Origin of the sequence: Enterovibrio qingdaonensis, assembly GCF_028683135.1 — a bacterium.
Taxonomy (GTDB): Bacteria; Pseudomonadota; Gammaproteobacteria; order Enterobacterales; family Vibrionaceae; genus Enterovibrio; species Enterovibrio qingdaonensis.
Genome location: NZ_JAJUBB010000002.1, coordinates 230,152 through 249,059 on the forward strand (window position 1 = coordinate 230,152; position 18,908 = coordinate 249,059).

Annotated in this window: 19 protein-coding genes; 14 read left to right on the top strand and 5 right to left on the bottom strand. The window is 44.8% G+C overall.

The genetic code is table 11. The annotated features are described in order from the left end of the window. Positions 1–17 precede the first annotated feature (17 nt). From LRP49_RS03985 to LRP49_RS03995, 3 genes are all read left to right on the top strand, one after another. Positions 18–1,478, top strand: a complete 1,461-nt coding sequence (locus LRP49_RS03985; RefSeq protein WP_274140395.1) for a glutathione synthase — start codon at positions 18–20, stop codon at positions 1,476–1,478. A gap of 63 nt (positions 1,479–1,541) precedes the next feature. Further along, positions 1,542–2,081: an RNA polymerase sigma factor SigZ gene (sigZ, locus tag LRP49_RS03990; RefSeq protein WP_274140397.1), complete on the top strand. Its 540-nt coding sequence runs from the start codon at positions 1,542–1,544 to the stop codon at positions 2,079–2,081. A 405-nt stretch (positions 2,082–2,486) separates the two neighbouring features. Next, the gene (locus LRP49_RS03995) at positions 2,487–5,018 is read left to right on the top strand and encodes an FG-GAP repeat domain-containing protein (protein ID WP_274140399.1); all 2,532 of its coding nucleotides are present in this window, start codon (positions 2,487–2,489) and stop codon (positions 5,016–5,018) included. A gap of 69 nt (positions 5,019–5,087) precedes the next feature. On the opposite strand, the gene LRP49_RS04000 is transcribed toward LRP49_RS03995, so the two are convergent. From LRP49_RS04000 to LRP49_RS04015, 4 genes are all read right to left on the bottom strand, one after another. Next, positions 5,088–5,537 (bottom strand): GNAT family acetyltransferase, encoded by a 450-nt coding sequence (locus LRP49_RS04000; protein ID WP_274140401.1) that lies wholly within the window; start codon positions 5,535–5,537, stop codon positions 5,088–5,090. Between the two features lie 409 nt (positions 5,538–5,946). After that, positions 5,947–6,504 (bottom strand): hypothetical protein, encoded by a 558-nt coding sequence (locus LRP49_RS04005; protein WP_274140402.1) that lies wholly within the window; start codon positions 6,502–6,504, stop codon positions 5,947–5,949. Positions 6,505–6,999: 495 nt separating this feature from the next. Beyond that, on the bottom strand, positions 7,000–7,458 hold the full coding sequence (locus LRP49_RS04010) for an exoribonuclease R (RefSeq protein ID WP_274140404.1): 459 nt from the start codon (positions 7,456–7,458) through the stop codon (positions 7,000–7,002). A 136-nt stretch (positions 7,459–7,594) separates the two neighbouring features. Then, the gene (locus LRP49_RS04015) at positions 7,595–8,590 is read right to left on the bottom strand and encodes a LacI family DNA-binding transcriptional regulator (RefSeq protein WP_274140406.1); all 996 of its coding nucleotides are present in this window, start codon (positions 8,588–8,590) and stop codon (positions 7,595–7,597) included. A 205-nt stretch (positions 8,591–8,795) separates the two neighbouring features. Between LRP49_RS04015 and LRP49_RS04020 the strand changes: the two genes are divergently transcribed. From LRP49_RS04020 to LRP49_RS04070, 11 genes are all read left to right on the top strand, one after another. Next, on the top strand, positions 8,796–10,550 hold the full coding sequence (locus LRP49_RS04020) for a class I mannose-6-phosphate isomerase (protein WP_274140408.1): 1,755 nt from the start codon (positions 8,796–8,798) through the stop codon (positions 10,548–10,550). A 43-nt stretch (positions 10,551–10,593) separates the two neighbouring features. Next, a complete protein-coding gene (gene malX, locus LRP49_RS04025) occupies positions 10,594–12,126 on the top strand; it encodes a maltose/glucose-specific PTS transporter subunit IIBC (protein ID WP_274140410.1) in 1,533 nt (510 codons plus the stop codon). Positions 12,127–12,565: 439 nt separating this feature from the next. Next, positions 12,566–13,711 carry a sulfotransferase domain-containing protein gene (locus tag LRP49_RS04030; RefSeq protein WP_274140412.1) on the top strand — a complete coding sequence of 382 codons (1,146 nt, stop codon included), beginning with the start codon at positions 12,566–12,568 and terminating at the stop codon, positions 13,709–13,711. A 280-nt stretch (positions 13,712–13,991) separates the two neighbouring features. Beyond that, on the top strand, positions 13,992–14,351 hold the full coding sequence (locus LRP49_RS04035) for a DUF2750 domain-containing protein (protein ID WP_274140414.1): 360 nt from the start codon (positions 13,992–13,994) through the stop codon (positions 14,349–14,351). Between the two features lie 132 nt (positions 14,352–14,483). After that, a complete protein-coding gene (locus LRP49_RS04040) occupies positions 14,484–14,984 on the top strand; it encodes a GNAT family N-acetyltransferase (RefSeq protein ID WP_274140416.1) in 501 nt (166 codons plus the stop codon). A gap of 130 nt (positions 14,985–15,114) precedes the next feature. After that, on the top strand, positions 15,115–15,726 hold the full coding sequence (locus tag LRP49_RS04045; RefSeq protein ID WP_274140417.1) for a hypothetical protein: 612 nt from the start codon (positions 15,115–15,117) through the stop codon (positions 15,724–15,726). Positions 15,727–16,260: 534 nt separating this feature from the next. After that, the gene (locus tag LRP49_RS04050; protein ID WP_274140418.1) at positions 16,261–16,512 is read left to right on the top strand and encodes a hypothetical protein; all 252 of its coding nucleotides are present in this window, start codon (positions 16,261–16,263) and stop codon (positions 16,510–16,512) included. 101 nt (positions 16,513–16,613) lie between these two features. After that, the gene (locus tag LRP49_RS04055) at positions 16,614–16,991 is read left to right on the top strand and encodes an SEL1-like repeat protein (RefSeq protein ID WP_274140419.1); all 378 of its coding nucleotides are present in this window, start codon (positions 16,614–16,616) and stop codon (positions 16,989–16,991) included. A gap of 177 nt (positions 16,992–17,168) precedes the next feature. Beyond that, positions 17,169–17,561, top strand: a complete 393-nt coding sequence (locus tag LRP49_RS04060; RefSeq protein ID WP_274140421.1) for a VOC family protein — start codon at positions 17,169–17,171, stop codon at positions 17,559–17,561. 78 nt (positions 17,562–17,639) lie between these two features. Continuing rightward, positions 17,640–17,969 (top strand): hypothetical protein, encoded by a 330-nt coding sequence (locus LRP49_RS04065; protein WP_274140423.1) that lies wholly within the window; start codon positions 17,640–17,642, stop codon positions 17,967–17,969. A gap of 68 nt (positions 17,970–18,037) precedes the next feature. Continuing rightward, entirely contained in the window at positions 18,038–18,277 is a 240-nt protein-coding gene (locus LRP49_RS04070) for a hypothetical protein (RefSeq protein ID WP_274140424.1), read from the top strand. A gap of 150 nt (positions 18,278–18,427) precedes the next feature. Here LRP49_RS04070 and LRP49_RS04075 read toward each other — a convergent pair whose 3' ends face one another. After that, positions 18,428–18,787 (bottom strand): hypothetical protein, encoded by a 360-nt coding sequence (locus tag LRP49_RS04075; protein WP_274140425.1) that lies wholly within the window; start codon positions 18,785–18,787, stop codon positions 18,428–18,430. Between the last annotated feature and the right edge of the window lie 121 nt (positions 18,788–18,908).

The window sequence follows — 18,908 nt, forward strand, 5'->3', positions numbered from 1 at the left end:
GCGAGTAAGGTAGTACGATGAATAACTTGAACACCCCTTTGATTGATACACAAATCACCGATGAAGCCACACAGTGGGCAATCATGCATGGTGTGGCGATTAAAAACGCAGACGGCACGGCGCGTCATTGTCCGTTCAGCATTGCACCAATGACGATGAAACGTCGTGTGTATGAGCATTTATTGAAGGTCACGCCGATACTGACCAAGCTGATCAGCAATGTCTCGGAAGACCATGCGTTCTTGAGTTCCTCGTTGAGCAATATGTCCAAAGCGGATCCTTTCTTTGGTCGTTTATTGTGGATGCATGAGCAAATCCACGGTACGCAAGATGCGCCAAAAACTGCGAAACGTCAGCCTTTGCTGCTAATGCGTACTGATTATATGGATGACCGCCAACAAGGAGCCAAAGTTATCGAGTTCAATGGTATTGCGGCGGGTATGGGACCGTTCGGCCAGCGTGCAAATGAACTGCATGACTTTATGCGTCGTCAGTGGCCTAAGACGTACCAAGATTGGATTGAATCGCCAACGGCAATGCCAGCCCAAAACCAATGCTTAGAGCAATTGGCCCACGCGATCACTACCGCTGGGCAGAAAGTCCGCGATGAATTTGGTGAAGAAGGGAAGCCTACCTTCCTGATGGTCGTACAAAAAGACGAAGACAATGTTTATGACCAGCACTTACTGGAAGTGGCGTTGCAGGCACGCGGGATCCGCACCGTGCGTCGTACCTTCCATCAGCTATCAACGCAGCTTTCATCGGGTGAGAACAAACGCTTGATGTTGGAAAATGTGGGTGCATTGGATGTGGTTTACTTGCGTGCGGGTTACCAGTTCCTTGATTACTTTGCTCCAGAGTTGATGGAGCCAAATTGCTGCGCGACCTTGAGCCAAATTCGTGTGTTTATCGAACAACACAATGTGGCAGTGAATGCGACCGTCAGCCAACAGTTGGCAACCAGCAAAACCATGCAAATGTTGCTGACTATGATGGAAACCCAATCTTTGACGCAATGGGGACTGACCGAGGAAGAGGCGGTGTTAGTAAACAGCGTACTCGCAGACATGTTGCCGATTTCCCAGAAGCGTATTGAATGGTTTGAAAACGACGCCATCAAACAAGATTGGGTGTTGAAAAACCAAGGTGAGGGCGGTGGTCACTGTGTCTTTGGCGAGGATATCAGCGTTACACTGCAATCGCTCAAACCTGAAGACTACGATGCATGGGCATTGATGCAGCGTTTGTACCCGCATGAACGCGAACGTCCAACGGTGGCGGTTCGTAACGGTGAACAAACTCAGGTAGATGACCTAGTTAGTGAAATCGGTTTGTTTACCGCGTTTTTCAATGGTAAGCCGGTTACTGAACTCGACGGTTACGCAGGCTACCTTGTCCGAAGTAAGCCCGCGAAAGAAAACGAAGGCGGCATTCATAGTGGGAAAGGAATCTTGGATTCCATTACGCTGGTTGACTGATATACTTTCACACTATAACCATCAAGGCCGCGGATTTCGCGGCCTTTGCATTCGAGTAAGACGATGACAATAGAAGCTGTTTGGAGCGAATATCAATCTAGCGTAAAAGCCTTTCTTCATGCGAAAGTCTCGAACCCAGATGATGTAGATGACTTACTTCAAGACATCGTTTTGAAAACCTATCTGCATCTTGAAGAAATTCGTGACAACACCAAAGTGAAGTCTTGGCTATTTCAGGTGGCCAACAACGCTATCATCGATTTTTATCGTCAGAAGGGAAAAGGGAAAGAACTTTCTCAAGACGACCTTTGGTTTGAAAACGACAAAGATGAAGTGAGGGAAGAGCTTGCGAGTTGTGTACTGCCTTTCATTCAGGAATTGCCGCAAGATGACGCCGATATGCTGACCGCAATCGAGCTTCACGGTAAATCCCAAAAAGAGTATGCCGACGAACATGGCATCAACTACTCCACACTAAAATCACGCCTTCAGAAAAGCCGTTCACGCGTTAACTCTCTGTTCAACGAATGCTGTGAGCTAAAACTCGATAAAAACGGCAACGTGATTGATTATGAGGCGAGGGGAAATGGGCGTGGTTGTTGATTTTGGGGCTTCATAAAGCCCTTTCCCTTTTTCACTCAACATATACAAACCACGTCAAATTTCTAATACGCTATTTAATACCCGCCGGTGAATGAGGCTCTTCTGCCTCGAAATATCTGTTTATATAAAAATCTGCTGTGTTTGTTGGTAGACAGTTAGACACGCGGAGTGGTGTGCCTGTCTTCATTGTGTTTTTAGAAATGGCAATTGTAAGCCCATATTGGATGGGACTTGGCGGCGATAGGACGTCATGTACACTGTCCAGTGATGACGCCATCTACACCTAAGTGATTAATTTTTAGTAATTTTTATATGTGATATTCAGTCAGGAATACGTTTTTTTAGATGGTGATCACACATTCAATTCCCTAGCATTCGCGCTTTATTTAACCAGAAGAAAAGCGAATGAAAACAAGTGTCTATATAAGAAGGTTGGGCGCAGTTAGCCTGCTTTCACTCCTCGCAGCATGTGGTGGTGGCAGTGGTGATTCTGCACCCGACACATCCCTCCCAAGTAAAGAAATCCAGACAAGGTTAACCCCAGAGTTTGCCGCGGTGTTCTCTCAAAAAGTCGCGGCTCAATCGTCACAACGTCTCGACGTTTCCCGAGATGCTGTGGTTCGACAGGACAAGCAAGATCAACGATTCGTCGGCGAGTTAGAAGTGACCAATGTGAGCACGCAGGCCGTTCAGACATTGGATTGGTCGGTGACGCTAAGGGCAGATGGTACCGTTGACTCACATGGCACCATTACCCTTACACCAGGGGTTTATGACTTTGTATTGATGTTGGCGCGCAATGGCAACCAATACGTTGCTCAGTCATTGGCGCAAGAGGTCACGGCTGATGGCAATTTCAGTATCGACTTGACGCTTCTGCCGAACCTCGGCGACACCATTGTTAACATTGAAGATGTGGATTACCTCTCCACAATGACGTTTGAATACCCATCTTCAGATCTGGCAGCGTTCACCGAGCCAAAGTTTGGCATGTCGCTAAATGCTGGTGACGAGCTAATTTTCGACATCAACAAAGACGTGGGTGTCGCGGAAGTGACTGTGAACGTGGACGCGGGTGAATATCAGCTGGGTCTTAACTTCTATGAGGGCCGCATTCTTGTCGGCCAGAACACCGGTAATACTCAAGTAAACTTGGGTAACAATGAAGATGTGGTTGTGGACATCATACCGCTACAGGCTGACATCGATTTTACCGTTGAGCGTGTCACCATGAACGGTGAATTCGTCTTTAACGTGCCTGCTGTCATTGTTAACGAAGTTGGCGGTGAGGAAAATGTTTCACTGGTCGTGCGCCTGAATGCGGGCAATAACCCTGTGCAGGAAAAAGCCCTTACGGTTGTCGACACTAACGGTGAATATTCTGCATCAGATAACTTCGCCACGCATGGTGAAAGCTCACTGACGGCCTTCCTTGCCTTCTACGATGCGTCTGCTGCATTGAACGCTTACAGTGATGCGCCTTACGCCAGCTGCTCAACCACCATCAGTGTTGAAACACTTCAAGTTCTGGGTTGTAAGCTCGAATTAGCGAGAAACAGCGTGGTGAGTGGTCGTCTGCTAAGCACCTTGATGCTGAATGTGGCAACAGAAGATGGTGCGCCAGCGACAGGTGCAGAAGTCTACCTCAATGACAAGTTGGTTGGCTTAACAGGGGCGAGCTATCAAAGTGGTTCATTAAAAACACACCAAGTGGCGGGAGACTATGCGCTCAAAGTGGAAAAAGCCAACTTTGGCCATACTTCGGCATTAACGTTAGCGCCGTTAAGTGTTGTGAACAAGCGTGTAACCTTGATCGACCAAGGCGCACCAACTGAATTGGCGTTTGTCGATTCGGGACAACAGTTAGTCTCCGTGGATCCAAGAGATACCGTTATCGCCGACATGAACAATGACGGTCATTTGGATGTCATCGAGGTGCAATTCTACAACGACCCTGCAAGTGATACCGAAGGCACGCTTATTTGGATTAACGACGGTACTGGCCAATTTACCACGAACCATGTCGTTTCCTACGGCAGAGAAAACGCCGCTGCGGTGGGCAATATTTTCGGGAGTGGCCATCTCGATCTCGTATTGTCGGCGTGGACAGCTGCCAGAGTTTATCGAAACGATGGGACCGGAAGTTTCCAAGGTAATCCTGAGATTTCTCTGAAGCCAGCGGAGAAATACTGGCCTGTAGATATGGAAATGGCGGACCTGTTTGGCACGGGAAATCTCGATCTTGTGTTCAGTGACGGTACCTCAATGGGGTATTTCGCAAACGAAGGCAATCAAAGCTTTGTTGAAAAAGATATGCCGGGTTGGAGTATGCCGTGCGGACTTAACAAATCTATTAGTGACTTTGCTTTGGCCGATTTAAACAACGATGGAATTCTAGATGTCGCTGTCACGTGTTCGTTTAATGCGAATGAATCAGCCCCTAAACAGGCCGTCCTATTGCTAGATAGCGAGGGTAGTGCCAATGTTGTGGATATCGAAATTCCGACAGGAGAAGGATACATTTACAACTACACGTCGTTAGCGGTAGGCGATCTCAACCACGATGGATTTAAAGACATCGTTTATGGCCGTGCAAATAGACCAAGCCTGATGTACTTCAATAACGGTGATGGCACCTTTAGAAATGGTGGGGAAATTGATACCACTGAAGTAGTGAGTGCATATGCAGTGTCTCTTGTCGATATGAACAATGATGGCAACTTGGACATCATCCTAAGCACGTTGGGTTCAGACCATCAGAATAGGATTTTCTTCACTGACGAGAAGGGGGCAATCTACGCAGAGAAACCTATTCTCACGCAAGGTGGAACACTTCATCCTGGCGACTTCAATGGTGATGGGAAAATCGATTTCTTCCAAAGCAAAAAAAGCGGTGTGAATCCACATGCTTCGATGCATCTCAACGTGACACAGTAATCGATAAGCAATAAGGCATGCCTCTTGATGGATATATCCTTCATAGAGGCATACCTGTAATTAGCTCGGTTATGACCTTATCACCAGACGTGCCACGTTACCGTTACCTAAAAGCAAAATTATTCCAAATACCAGCATAATGACGCCGGAGAATGCAACGGGTGGGTTTCCCATATAGTCACTTTTGAGTGCGACAATGGCAGGTATCACTGACCACAGGCTGTTTATTATCACGTTCAGTGCTAAAAGCGCGATGCCAACGCGTGATAGATCGAACGCGCTGAGACCGATCTTTTCATCGCCAACCTCATTGGGAGTCAGCTTTTTAGCAATCGTTAAAGGAAATTTCCATGTGATAAAGGCGACCAGAACGTAGAGGCCGCTTACGGTCAACAGCTCAACATTTTCTCGCGCAACATCTTTGACGGACAAAAAAGACAGGGTTGTAAATATCGCCTCTAAAAACAACATAAGTGCAAATATACGAAGACCAACTGACAATATGGTTCTAATGTTCATTTCACGTCCTTATTGAATGTACATTCTGGATTTTTGTGGGGAATATCTCTGACTTCAGGCAAGCTTAACACGATGTTTTAACAAGAATATCACTAAGGTTGTGATTGCTGCGAGCGAAGGAATGCCACAACGCAGAGGACTTCTACAGACTTCACGAAATTTCCCGTGGAGATGGGTTTTGAATAGTTGGAAGTGTAGGAAGAGATTGAAGTGTACGAGGTTTACGTTGGGATAATAGCGGCTCAGCGTTTACGCTCAAAGCCGCAAGTCTCGCACTGGTTAGGGTAGGTAAATGGATAAGTGCCTACTGGTCATCCAATGTAGTCATAGTTGCTTGTTATGAGACCTCTATTTTCGTCCCATAATTCGAAGTATTCTCAAAAATAGATTAATAATATCCCTAGTTAGCTTATCGCGTGTTATTGATTGCGCTGGTAGGTGCAAAGCTATTTATTAAATACGCAGCACTTTGATCATTTTCAAAATTAATTAGTCGAGGTTTACATGCTCTAGACCTTGGACCATAGAAAGCGATTGGATCTCTACCATTTTGCGGGTTTGTGATTTTTTCGAGTGTAGTGCTGTATTCTTGAAATAATTCCTGTAAATGGGAATCACTGACTTCTTGGCGTTTACCACTGCAAGTAAAAAGCTTCTCATGGTCGATGCCACGAAGAATTGCTTGGAACTGTAGTGTAGAAGTTAGAGATATGAATTTATCTTTTTCTCGGTAAAATTCTATTTGTGTTTTCTGCTCATTGTTCTTAGCTATTAATTCGGCATTCGCTTGTTTAAGTGGCGTGATTTCAACGTCAAATCGATGTTTTTCCCAGCGAATACCAAAGCTAAATGCCCCTCCGATTAACGAGAAAACTACACCTGTTGTTATAACTAAGTGAGCCGGCTTTATTGCTTTTAATAACTGTGTGACCGTGACATCATCCAAGTCATTTGTCTTGTTATTCACGATTGAACCTCCATAATCCCTAACCTTGCAATGAAGGGGGGTATCAGTTCGCCTAAAACCACGTCAATCCTTTGTATTCGAGCTACTTTTTAAAACTTTCGTGGCGACAAAGCACACCGCATATGGCCTAATTACGTAAACTGTATTCAATCAATTATTTTGTTGTAGATAATAAGGCAACTTCCTTTCGCCATTGCAGTTTCGTAAGCCTCTGCCATAAAGACGTTATTGGTTAGCCACGCAGCAAGCGTAAGGTTCGATCTTCTACAAGTATGGTAAAGGGAGCCGTAACAATAACGTGACGAAAATGAGACAGACTCACTTCGGTCAAATCTGATCTACGGAAATTTCACACGAAGGTTTTGGTTGTCGAGAGGAGAAAATAGGGACGACGGATTGTGCAGTGGGAATATTGGCTTATAGAACCTAAAAACGGTGAGCAAATTGAGCGGGCTCAATTTACTCACGTAGTTCCGGTGTCAGACAAAATCTGATTTAGTCTTGAGGATGTTCCTTTTCACTGATCTCTGCATAGGTGTGCAGAAGTTCTGTCAGCGTCTTAACCCAACCAAATACATCTGAAGGAGGATTGTTAAGTATGGTTTCTACATGCTCGCAGTGGGTTTCAAGCGTAATCGCTTGTTCCAAACGAAACGAGATTGCATAGAAATGCCAAAGGACTAAACGCGTCATCCTTTCGCTGTTTTGTTTTGCATTTTCTGAGTCTTCAAATGCTTGCCCAATTTCACTCAGAGCGATTGCCGTCATGCGTAACATGGCATCAAGACGTGCTGATAGCAGGCGTTCTTCGCTGTCTACTTCTTCTTGCTCGAAGGTGAAAATTTCACTCATTACATCTTCAGGTACCATTCTACTGATCATTCGAGCACTGAACTCTTCCAGTTCATGACGTGGCATGGTTACGAGACATTCAAAGGAGTAATCGCGAATCATAAAGTCACTCTAATTCGTTATAAATTTCAATTCACGCATTCTAATTACTAAGGTGTCATTTACCACTGTTTTCTTTGTGCTTGACGCGCAAGGTGCAAAACGAACACAGCAATAGCGAACAGAGCAAAAACCGCGCTCACCCACAAGATCGTCTAATACAAAGCTGCGGCGGGAAAATCACGCTTTTTATGTTGGCACTATCACCACGCATTCTGGCGAGTACACATTCACCGGCAGCTTCGCCTATTTTGCGCGCCGACACAGAGACAGTGGAGAGGTTAGGGGAGCTGTCACTCGCTTCAGGCACGTCATCGAATCCAATAACAGCGATGTCTTTTCCAACGCGAAGTCCGCGATCTTTAATTGCTCTCATTACGCCAAAAGCCACAATGTCCTGATAGCCAATAATGGCTGTAATTTCAGGGTGCGCGTCTAACAGAGTATGCGTAGCGGAAGCTCCGTCTGCGCGGCTTGCCTTACAGCTCACCATGTAATGTTCATTGGGTGCAATACCGTGTTCTAACAGCTTTGCCATATAGCCGCCAATGCGGTGAGCGCGGGTTTGAGAGCTTAGCGAACCGCCAACGAACGCTATATGACGGTGCCCTTGGCGAATAAGATGCTCAGTTGCCATTTGCACGCCAAGAAAGTTATTCGTGCCGACATAATCTGAAATGGCATCGTCGCATTGGCGCACGACCTGAACGATGGGAATACCTCGGTGCTTCACGGAGCTCAGAAACTGCTTATCGGTATCAGGCGCAGGGCACAGGATTAACCCGCCTGCGTTTTGGCTGATCAGAGATTCGATGAGGCGATTTTGCTTCGCGACATTCTCCTCCGTGTGGGCTAGAAAAAGCAGCACCTCATTTTCTTCCAGATAACCACTAAGACCAGCTATGAGCTCGGCATAGAAAGGGTTGACGATATCGGGAATAAGCAAGCCTACTGAATTACTGCGCTTATGACGAAGGTTAGCGGCGGCTTGATTGTAGATATAGCCCAATTCGCTAACGGCATCTAACACTCTTTTTCGGGTTTTATCAGAGATTCGACCTTTGTTTGTCAGCACCATAGAGACGGTTGCAGTGGATACCTGACAGCGTTTTGCAACGTCATAAATTGTGGTCATTTACGGCTAATTTCTGCGTGATTAATCGATTAACCTTTATTTTCGCTAATTCCTGCCGTCTCGCTGTGATCCAGTAATCACTTCCTCACTAATCCCTGATTACTGTAGGGAAAATGGCGGGTTAACCGAGTTTACCAGTTTGTCGTGACGGACTGTCCTTCATTAGCATGTGGATAAACGCAAATGCTGTATCGAAGGAACCGTTTTGAAGTACCAATCTTTTTCATCAAATTACGATAAATCTCCTCGCGTCACTGTGACTGGGTATGACAATCACGCGTGGCAAGGGTGGTCTGCCATTCTCGACACGGTAAAAACGCGTCTGGATGGAAATAAACATATCGTCGTCATAGATACTTATCACGGTGTCGATCATGAATTATTGAAGCGTGACTTTATCGATAAGCTGGCTCCCGCAGCGACGTTCTTTACACAAGATGCTAAGTTCCCAGAACCACATATCTTCAGCATGCTGGAACGCCATATAACCGACGACCGCGTGTTCGGTATTCTCGCGCCACACAAGATTAACGAATTTTTTGATACGAATGCGATTGCTCGCCTATCGGCAGAAATAGATGCCATAGCGGTTGGGACAATCGTTGTTTACGGCCCCGCGGCAAGCCTGTTTTGCAACGCTGACACCTTGATTTACGCCGATTTAGCCCGTTGGGAAATCCAGCACCGTTTCCGTCATTATCAATTGGATAATTGGGGGGCAGAAAATGCCGACGAGGACATTCTGCGCCGCTATAAACGCGCCTTCTTTATTGAATGGCGTGTGTTCGACCGCCACAAAACCAAGGTGCTGCCGCACGCCGACTTCCTGCTCGATACAAATAATTTAGAACAGCCAAAATTGGTAAGCGGCGAAGCGTTATTGGCTGGGTTAAAACAGACCACACAACAACCGTTCCGATTGGTACCTTTTTTCGACCCCGGCGTTTGGGGTGGGCAGTGGATGAAAGAGGTCTGCGATCTTGATGCCGACAAACCGAATTACGCCTGGTGTTTTGACTGTGTACCGGAAGAGAACAGCCTTGTTCTGAATTATGCAGGTGTCCACGTAGAAATTCCCGCGCAGGATCTTGTGCTGTTGGAACCTAAAGCACTACTTGGGGAACACGTGCATGCACGATTTGGCGCAGAATTCCCAATCCGCTTCGACTTCCTCGATACCATGGAAGGGCAGCATTTGAGCTTGCAAGTTCACCCGTTAACGGAATATATCCAGCAAGAATTCGGCATGCATTATACCCAAGATGAAAGTTACTACATGCTTGATACGGGTGATGATGCGTGTGTTTATCTCGGCACAAAAACGGGCATTGATCCTGATGAAATGTTGTGTGAACTCGCGCTTGCGCAGCAGACGGGCGAAGCATTTAACGATGAGAAATTCATTAATCGCTTCCCCGCGAAAAAACACGATCACTTCCTGATCCCTGCGGGCACCATTCATTGCTCTGGCAGCAATTCAATGGTGTTGGAGATCAGTGCCACGCCTTACATCTTTACCTTCAAGCTCTGGGATTGGGGACGTTTAGGTATGGACGGTCAACCAAGACCTGTTCACCTCGATCATGGCAAAGAAGTGATCCAATGGGATCGCAATACTGAGTGGGTTGAAAAGAACCTCATTAATGACATCACGCTCATTGAACAGGGTGATGGATGGCGTGAAGAGCGCACCGGTTTGCATGAAAGAGAGTTTATTGAAACGCGTCGTCATTGGTTCAGTAAGCCTGTGGCTCACCAAACCGATGGCAACGTCAACGTTCTCAATTTGATTGAGGGTAGAGAAGCGTTGGTATCAAGTCCGAAGGATGCGTTTGACCCCTTCGTTGTTCACTACGCCGAAACCTTCATCATCCCTGCGAGTGTGGGTGAATACGTTATTCAACCTTATGGAGAAAGCGAAGGGCAAACCATCGCAACGATTAAAGCTTACGTCAGATAGTTGTTTTCCTGCTGAAGTGCATATTAAGTACAAGGAATATGAAATGAATAAGTCTATTTGGGTCTTCTTACAATCTCTCGGCAAGACGTTCATGCTACCGATCGCGCTTCTTGCCTTTTCAGGTATTTTGCTGGGTATCGGGGCAGGTTTCGGTGGTCAGGCCGTCCAAGAAGCATTGCCGTTTTTAGCGGCACCTTGGTTGCAGGCTGTGTTCACCTTTATGGTGAAAATTGGCCTCGTCGCGTTTATTTTTCTCCCAATTCTTTTCGCGATGGCCATTCCTATCGGGTTGGCAAAAGAAGACAAGGGCGTTGCTGCAATGTCGGGTTTTGTTGGCTATGCGGTAATGAACCTTGCTATCAATACCTACCTGACGGTATCTGGCGGTATTGAAGGGGCAACGATCAAAAACATCTTGGGTATTGAAACCATTGATACGGGTGTATTGGGCGGTGTTATCACGGGTATCATCGTTTACAAGTTGCATGAGAAATACCGCGAAGTGCAATTTCCTGATGCCTTCGCCTTTTGGAGCGGTGCGCGATTTATTCCAATCGTGACTACAGCAGTGATGGCGATTGTGGGTTTAGCAGTGCCGTTTATTTGGCCGCCTGTCCAAACAGCAATTAATACCATTGGCGATCTTATTGCGGTGTCAGGCCCATTCGGACCGTTCTTGTTTGGCCTGAGTGAAATGTTGCTGCTGCCGTTTGGTTTGCATCACATCGTCACGTCCATGGTGCGTTTTACTGAAATCGGCGGCACACAGGTTGTTAACGGCGAAGTGGTTCATGGTGCGCTGAGTATTTTCTATGCACAGCTAGGCGCAAACGAAGCGATTTCATCATCAGCCACTGCGTTTCTGTCTGGTGGCAAAATGCCAACGCTGATCTTTGGCCTTCCTGGTGCGGCTGTCGCGATTTATATGTCTGCCAAGCTGAAAAACCGCCCTGCGGTAAAAGGCCTGATTATCTCGGGCATTATCGCGTCTGCAGTTGGCGGTATTACCGAACCGATTCTGTTCTTGTTCCTTTTCATTGCACCTGCGTTGTATGTTGCACATGCGTGTTTCTATGGCTTGGGTTTTATGGTGATGAACTTACTTGACCACACCATCGGTAATACTGACGGTAACGTTATCGACTTCTTTACCTTTGGTATTTTGCAAGGGACACACACGGGTTGGTTGCATCTATTGTGGGTAGGTCCTTTGTTCTTTGCGCTGTATTTCTTCACCTTCAAATGGGCGATTGAGAAATGGAACATCATGACGCCAGGACGTGCAGAAGACGAAGACTGCGCGCAGATGGAGACGATTTCATCTACCAAAGAGGCCGGAGACTTTAAAGCAACCCAATTCATTAATGCTCTAGGCGGGAAAGACAACATCGCTTCTTTAGACAATTGCATCACCCGACTGCGTATGACAGTGCAGGATATGACAAAAGTCTCTGACGATGAGTTGAAAAAGCTCGGTGCGCTTGGTGTGGTGAAGCTCGATGATAAAGCATTGCAGGTCGTGATTGGGCCGCAGGTACATATGCTGAAAAATTCAATGAGCAAGCTGATACGTTAATACAACAATGTGATCAGCCAGTGTTGTACACGCAACACTGGCTGATTGTTTCTTTGTCTCGTGTCTAAATAAATAACCAAGCGTAAGAAGTGTATATAAGCACTTAATCAATACTTAGTGATGTAAATAAAAATTACGTTATAAAAAAAGATGTATTTATATTTTGTTACGTCTTAAGTCTCATAAATTCATTCACCCATTCTCCTCACGAAATTACCGCTCAAACGCCTTTTTATTGCTGGTGGGATAGAGTTAACACAAACATTGAAATATGTGGTGAGAATTCAATATCAGCACATGAATGCCTCTCAAAATGTGTCTGCCATTTTGTACAAAAATGCACTTCGAGATATCACACTACTACTCTATATGTACTTGATGGTTCCTTGGTTTTCTTGGCCTGATGCAGTAAACATATCCGTTTAGAAGGTGAAGCAATATGCTTGTAACAACATTGGTTTTGGTACTAACCGTCCTTGTGCTTTATGTCTTATATGTTGGACGTTTTATGCGTTGGCACTCTATGAACACGCAAGGGAATGCGTACTTCGGTAAAACACTTCAAGAACGACGTGAAATTAAAAATAAAATAATAAAGCACGCACCATTTGTTAGTCCATTTGTGCGTTTTTTGGCTCTGGCAGCGTATAACCCCGAAAAAATGCCTAAAACAACGTATAAGAATGTGACCGGGCCGATGATCACCTCCAGTAATGATTCCTTTAAAGCGGGCTCTGAATATAAGCCAACGGAAGACGACATTATTGTTGCTACGCAAATGCGTTGTGGGACAACGTGGATGCAGCAGATCGTGTTTGAACTCCTCCATAAAGGTGAGGGAGACTTAACCGACACGGGTTACAAACACCTCAACTCCGCCAGCGCGTGGATAGAGTGCAGCCAACATACTGGCGTGCCGTTGGCCGATTCACCCAAACTGGGTGATGCGCAAAAGCGCGTGTTGAAAACCCACTTTCCTACTTCACTTTGTCCATACAACGAAAAAGCCAAATATATCTACGTGGCAAGACACCCCGTCAGTTGTTATGCCTCGGTGCATGATTTTGTCTCTTCGATAGCAGGGCCTTTCGCACCGCCACCTCATCAATTTATCGATTGGTTTTGCAGTGATGGCTTCTTCTGGACGAGTTGGCCACATCACGTGAATGGTTGGTGGGATTGGTCACAAAAACGTGACAATGTCACATTTGTGCATTTCGAAGAATTGAAGGCAAACCCTGAAAATGTGGTCAGACAGATAGCGAGCTTCCTGAATGTGAAAATCACTGATGAAGAGCTTGAAAAAATCCTCGTTAAGATCGACTTTGCCTATATGCGCGAAAGGGAAGAATACTTTGAAATGGTACCGCCTTCTGTAAACACGGTGATGTCTAAAACACACTTTTTTAACGGCGGGAAATCAAACCGTCACCAAGAGGTACAACCGCACGAAAGGACGAAAATTAACACGTTCGTTTCTGACTATCTTTCTGAGAGCGATTACCCCCTCAACACCTACTACCCAGATGTAGTAAAACAAGAGCCTACTATAGAAGCGACTGAAGAATTACGGCCTACTGCATAACCAGTCTGTAGCGAGAAGCGAGCTGTATGGCTCGCTTTTTGTTTGTGAACTGCTCGCACTTTTCTTTTTGTTCTCTGAACAAGGGTTACCATTATCGACAAACACAGCCGTCGCATAATGATGAGAGGAACCCATGTAGGTGTATTTTCACAAGCTGATGTGTGTAACAGCAAAGAAATGTTAGAAAAATCAGTGTATAAACGGATTTTTGAGGTAAAGTGCCCCGTTATTATTGGACACTTTAGGTGTCTAATACACTGTTAGCTGCTCAGAGGAAGTAATGATTCAAGATCAAGCAACATCAAATAAGAACTACGAAAGATTCCTTGCGCGAGTCAGTGAGAGTTTATCCATTTGGGGGCTTCAACATCCCGACGGAGGTTGGGCGATTTGTCGATCCAATCAATATGAAAGCACTTCAGTCTATGTATTTTGGTCTGATGAAGCATATGCAAATCGAGTTGCAGTGGGAGAATGGAGTGACTATCAACCTACAAAAATACATTTAGATTCGTTTATCGGTAACTGGCTTAAGGGGCTCCACTCAGATGGTCATCTAGTAGGTTTAAACTGGGATGCGAATCTATGCGGTCAAGAGAAAGAGCCAATCGATGTCGCGAAAGCTCTAACGAGCAGCTAACAAGGTCTTGAAGGTGGACAAAAACAGTTGCGCAATTTTTGTCTGTTTAAGTTTTGGTGGTTAAGGTGGTAGTTTTGCGGGAAGTTTCTGTTGTTGCCCCTTAAGCCGACGTTAGGCTTCAAGGAAGAATCAGTGGAAATTAATCTAAGAAAAGCAGTAGATACGGACGCTCAGGAAATCGCAAAGATTCACGTGAGCTCGTGGAAATCTGCATTCGATGGGCTTATGCCAGCAGACTACATTAATGGTTTTACTGTTTCATCCCGTTTAGATGAATGGCAGAAAGCAATAAGAAACAATACCGAGACAGTAGTTGTCGCTGAACGAAGCAATAAAGTTGTTGGCTTTATGTCGTATTTTGTTCCAACTGAAAATCCAGACACTATAGAACTAAGCAAACTCTACTTATGTCCTAGTGTCTATGGTCAACGGCTGGGTAGCAGTTTTCTAACTCATTTAGAGCAAGAATCCCAAACTCTACGGACAACAATGATCAAACTTTATGTGCTCGACAATAATGAAGCCGCAATTCAGTTTTACTCTAAAAATGGCTTTGAATTCGCAGATGGTTTTATGTCCGAAGAATTTGAAGGATCAGTTATTATTGATCTATTGATGGTCAAGCGAGTTTAAGCCTAACAAGAATGAACGTGGACGTTTACTCGTGGCGCATTTTTTCATAGAAACCCTGTGATTCAGGTGTTTCTGCAAGTTTGGGTTAGTAAACGCCCGTTATGCTGACGTTAGGTTTTATAGAGGTTGTATGGACATATCGGATTGGTTGAAGATTCCGGCGGCATTATCTGCTTTTGTCGTTTTAAGCAAGTTTCTTTATGACGTGGCGAGTGGCAAACGTTCAAAACTAAGGGAAGAATATAGGTTTTCTAAAGAGCTACTTAGCGACATTAGTACAGGGGTGTTGCACCCTTACGCTAAAGAAAAAGGTTATCAAGCGCTAGTGGGCTCTACAGATATTTCCGTGAAGGAAGTTGAGTATATATTAACCTTAAAACATCCGGTTCAGTGCTTAAAAGACTATGGACTTGCTCGCGCATACTTAGAGAAAGTTGAATCAAGGGGAAACACACAGTTACAGTTTAAAGCTAAATATCAATCGGAAAGGAAAAGGCTTGCTCTAGTCATTTGGTATATATCTTGGTATGTCATATTTTCTCTATTAGTCGGGAGTCCATTAATTTTAAGTTATTGGTATGACTTTACGCCAGTTGACCTTTTAATACTGCTTAGTATTTCTGGTGCCACTTTTGCGTTCCCCGCATGGATAAATTTGCAAAGTGGGGCGCGAATAGTTAGAGGGCAAAACTTGGTGAAAAACCAAAGGGCTCATTCATGGGAACTGGTGACACAAACCTAACACATATAGAAGGTCTCTTACTGCGGCTTCACCGGAGCCTGTCAATCATGTGACGCATGAGCAACTTTGTTGTGAGTTGTGTTAGGCAACGATGGGGGGCGAATCAAAGCAAAAAGGGCTTGGACAACAATCGGCACAGCTGACCATCCGGTTTAGTACCGATTAAACTCAGTCAGCGACGTTCATGAAACACAGTTTTTCTCCGCATGAAGTAAACTCGTCGTCTTTGCTTTTAAACTATCTTCTTGCCCGCAGAATTGAGGATACAGACATAAAGAATACGCGTATGCAGATCCATACCGCAGAAATAGTCATGTTGCGTGTTATAAAGTTTCGTTTGAGTATTCTCCTATATGGTTTCGTCGCTTTTCAGGTTAGCCAGAAGGTTAAGTAGATGGAGAAGGCTCAATGAGTATTAAAATAATAAACGTGGACGTTTACTCGTGGCGTATTTTTCGGAGTATCGCTGTGATTCAGGCGTTTCAATAAGCTTGGGTTAGTAAGCACCCAATATTTCAACGTGATGTGAAAGTGATGAATGGACTCGAATTCTATATAAAATATAAAGCCAAATATGATACGGCTACAGGCTCAGTATCGACGTTCGTATATGGCAAAGAATATGCAAGGCACAGAATGTTTATAAATCTTGTCATTTTGATTGCAGTCATCATTGGTGCAGCTATTTATGGCAAGCATAGTGGTAATTATTATTATTTCAAAATGGTGGCTATTTTAGGTGTGGTTGATATTGCTGTAATCACTTACCGTTGGTTTAAGTTGTAATGCACCTATCAAGCGAATTAACGAGGGACGATCAATCAATTTGAGCTAGTAAATATCGGTTAAGCCGACGTTATATTCTAAGTTTATGGCTAGGGATTAGCATGCGATTCATTGTAAGAGCCGTGATCTTTATTTGTAAAGGATGTTTGAAGGTTGGCATTTTCCAAAAGACCTCACTTCTGTTCATTTCGAGTGCAGATTTAGGAAAAGGATCTAGGTTATACGATTCAGGCAAATTCAGAGAGGCCTTCGAAGTACTGGGGAAGTACGAGTACTTTGAAGCGAGTGATAAACTCATGTCTGCGTTACTTGCTGAGATAAAATATTATCTAGGCGTAATGTACTATTACGGACAAGGCGTACATAAAGATATTGATGCTGCCAATTCTTTGTTTGCAGAATCTGCAAACTTAGGATGTAAAAATGCAATTACTTATATGGCCCCAAAAAACAAAAGAAATAGTACACATCGAAGATAGTAAGTGTTGTTTACTCACGTCGCATCTTTCAAAAGGTGGCGGTTTAGCCATTTCAATCACTCTGGGCGAGTAAGCCCCCTTTATGCTAACGTTGGTCTCCTTGGCACCCACAGAGTTTTTCATTAACTTAGTGTTAAATGAGAGCAGCCACTGAACATTTGAAAAAGGATATTGGAAATGTTTAGCCATATTATGATCGGAACGGATGATATTGAACGTTCCAAGAAATTTTATGACACGGTATTAGCCGTACTGGGCATCAATGAACCCGTGCAGAATGTGAATGACACAGGGCAAAAACGGTTGTTTTACATTCACAATGGGTCAGTGTTTTCTGTTACCGAGCCAATAAATGGTGAACCAACACGGACGGCAAATGGCTCAACGATAGGATTTGCCTGTGACTCGCCTGAGCAAGTGAAAGAGTTTCATTCTGTTGCTATCGCGAACGGGGCTACTAGCATTGAAGGGCCTCCGGGCTTACGTGATAACTCTACCGGCAAAAAGCATCTGTGCTACTTCTTGGATCCTGACGGTCATAAAATCTGTGGGATGTACCGCTGTAATTAAGTCTTTGGGATTTCGAAGACTTCTTTTATTGGGTTACGTGCGGCTTAGCTTGCCGCTATGACTAAAGGAGTCGTCAGTATGCGTAGTATCGTCACCATCTTTCTTGCTCTTGTTCTTCTACAGGGCTGCGACGCTGTAGAGGACATGACGGGCATGTTCGAGCAGCCAGAATTGGCTCAGGCGTTGATTAAATCCAAGCATGGCTGGGATTCTCAGATTGGCTATAGAATTAATAATGGCACCCTCACTCAAGTAACCGTCATGCTGTTCGCAGATCAAGTCCGAGGGGAAACGGTAGAAAACCTAAAAGCAGTCGCGAAAGACGTTGTATCAAGCGTCTTCGATAGCACTCCACAAGTCATTTACATTCAAATAGCCAGCCAACCGGAGCTACAACAAGTTAATTGAACCTGAGCCAGTAATGCGGGGACGGCTCGGCTTCTCCAGCATAGCAGTGGCACTCAGTAGGTTGCTTAATGGGACGTTTTGCATTTAAGAGAGATGTGAGAATTTTTGTGGAAGTGATTTTTCTTATTGCAGCAGTAATATCGGCACTGAATCTCTTACATGCCATTGTGTATAAATCTATTTTCTTCGCCGGCGGTTGGATTGATTACTATGAAAATAGGTCGCATTTCTGGGCTGGCTTTACTGCATTCCTGCTTTTTTTATTCTTTTATGGCGGTTTTTACTTCTTAATCTTCCCAGAGGTATAGTCGTTATTGGTATCAACAGTATATGTGAATGCCAATTTCGCCGTTAAGTCAGTGCCTACGGTAAACACAGGTAGCCCCTTTTATTTGCTCTCACCGTGCCCCGCCAATCGTGTGACAGGGCATAAGACATTGTTCGCTTAACCCACGCAATTATGTGCTTTTGCCCAGTACCGTGACAGCAATCCCAGCCAGTAGCAGTACACAGCCAACGAGCTGTTGCGGGGAGGGGATGATTTTTTGAAAAAATAACGTCAGAACAATACCAAATAAGGTAGAAAACCCAGCAGCCATGAGCACGAGAGATACGTAGGGAAATTTCAGTGCGCCGCTACCGTAATAGACAGAGAAGCCAACACTGCCAACATACATAAACGGAATCGCGACAAGGCAAATCTTCGCTGCCGACATTAATATGTTGGATGTATCAAGGTAGCGGACACTCATCATGTTGACGAGTTGGATACAAAGCGTTGCTACTGCGAGCGTGCCGCTAAGTTTTAGAATGTGCATGAGGATTGCCTGTGTTTGTGTAAACGCAGACAGAAACGGTCTCCTGATGCACTGTCTGAAAGGTTAAGGTAAGTCATGTTACCCAAGGAGCGGGGATTCTATATGAGTGGTTATTTTTTAT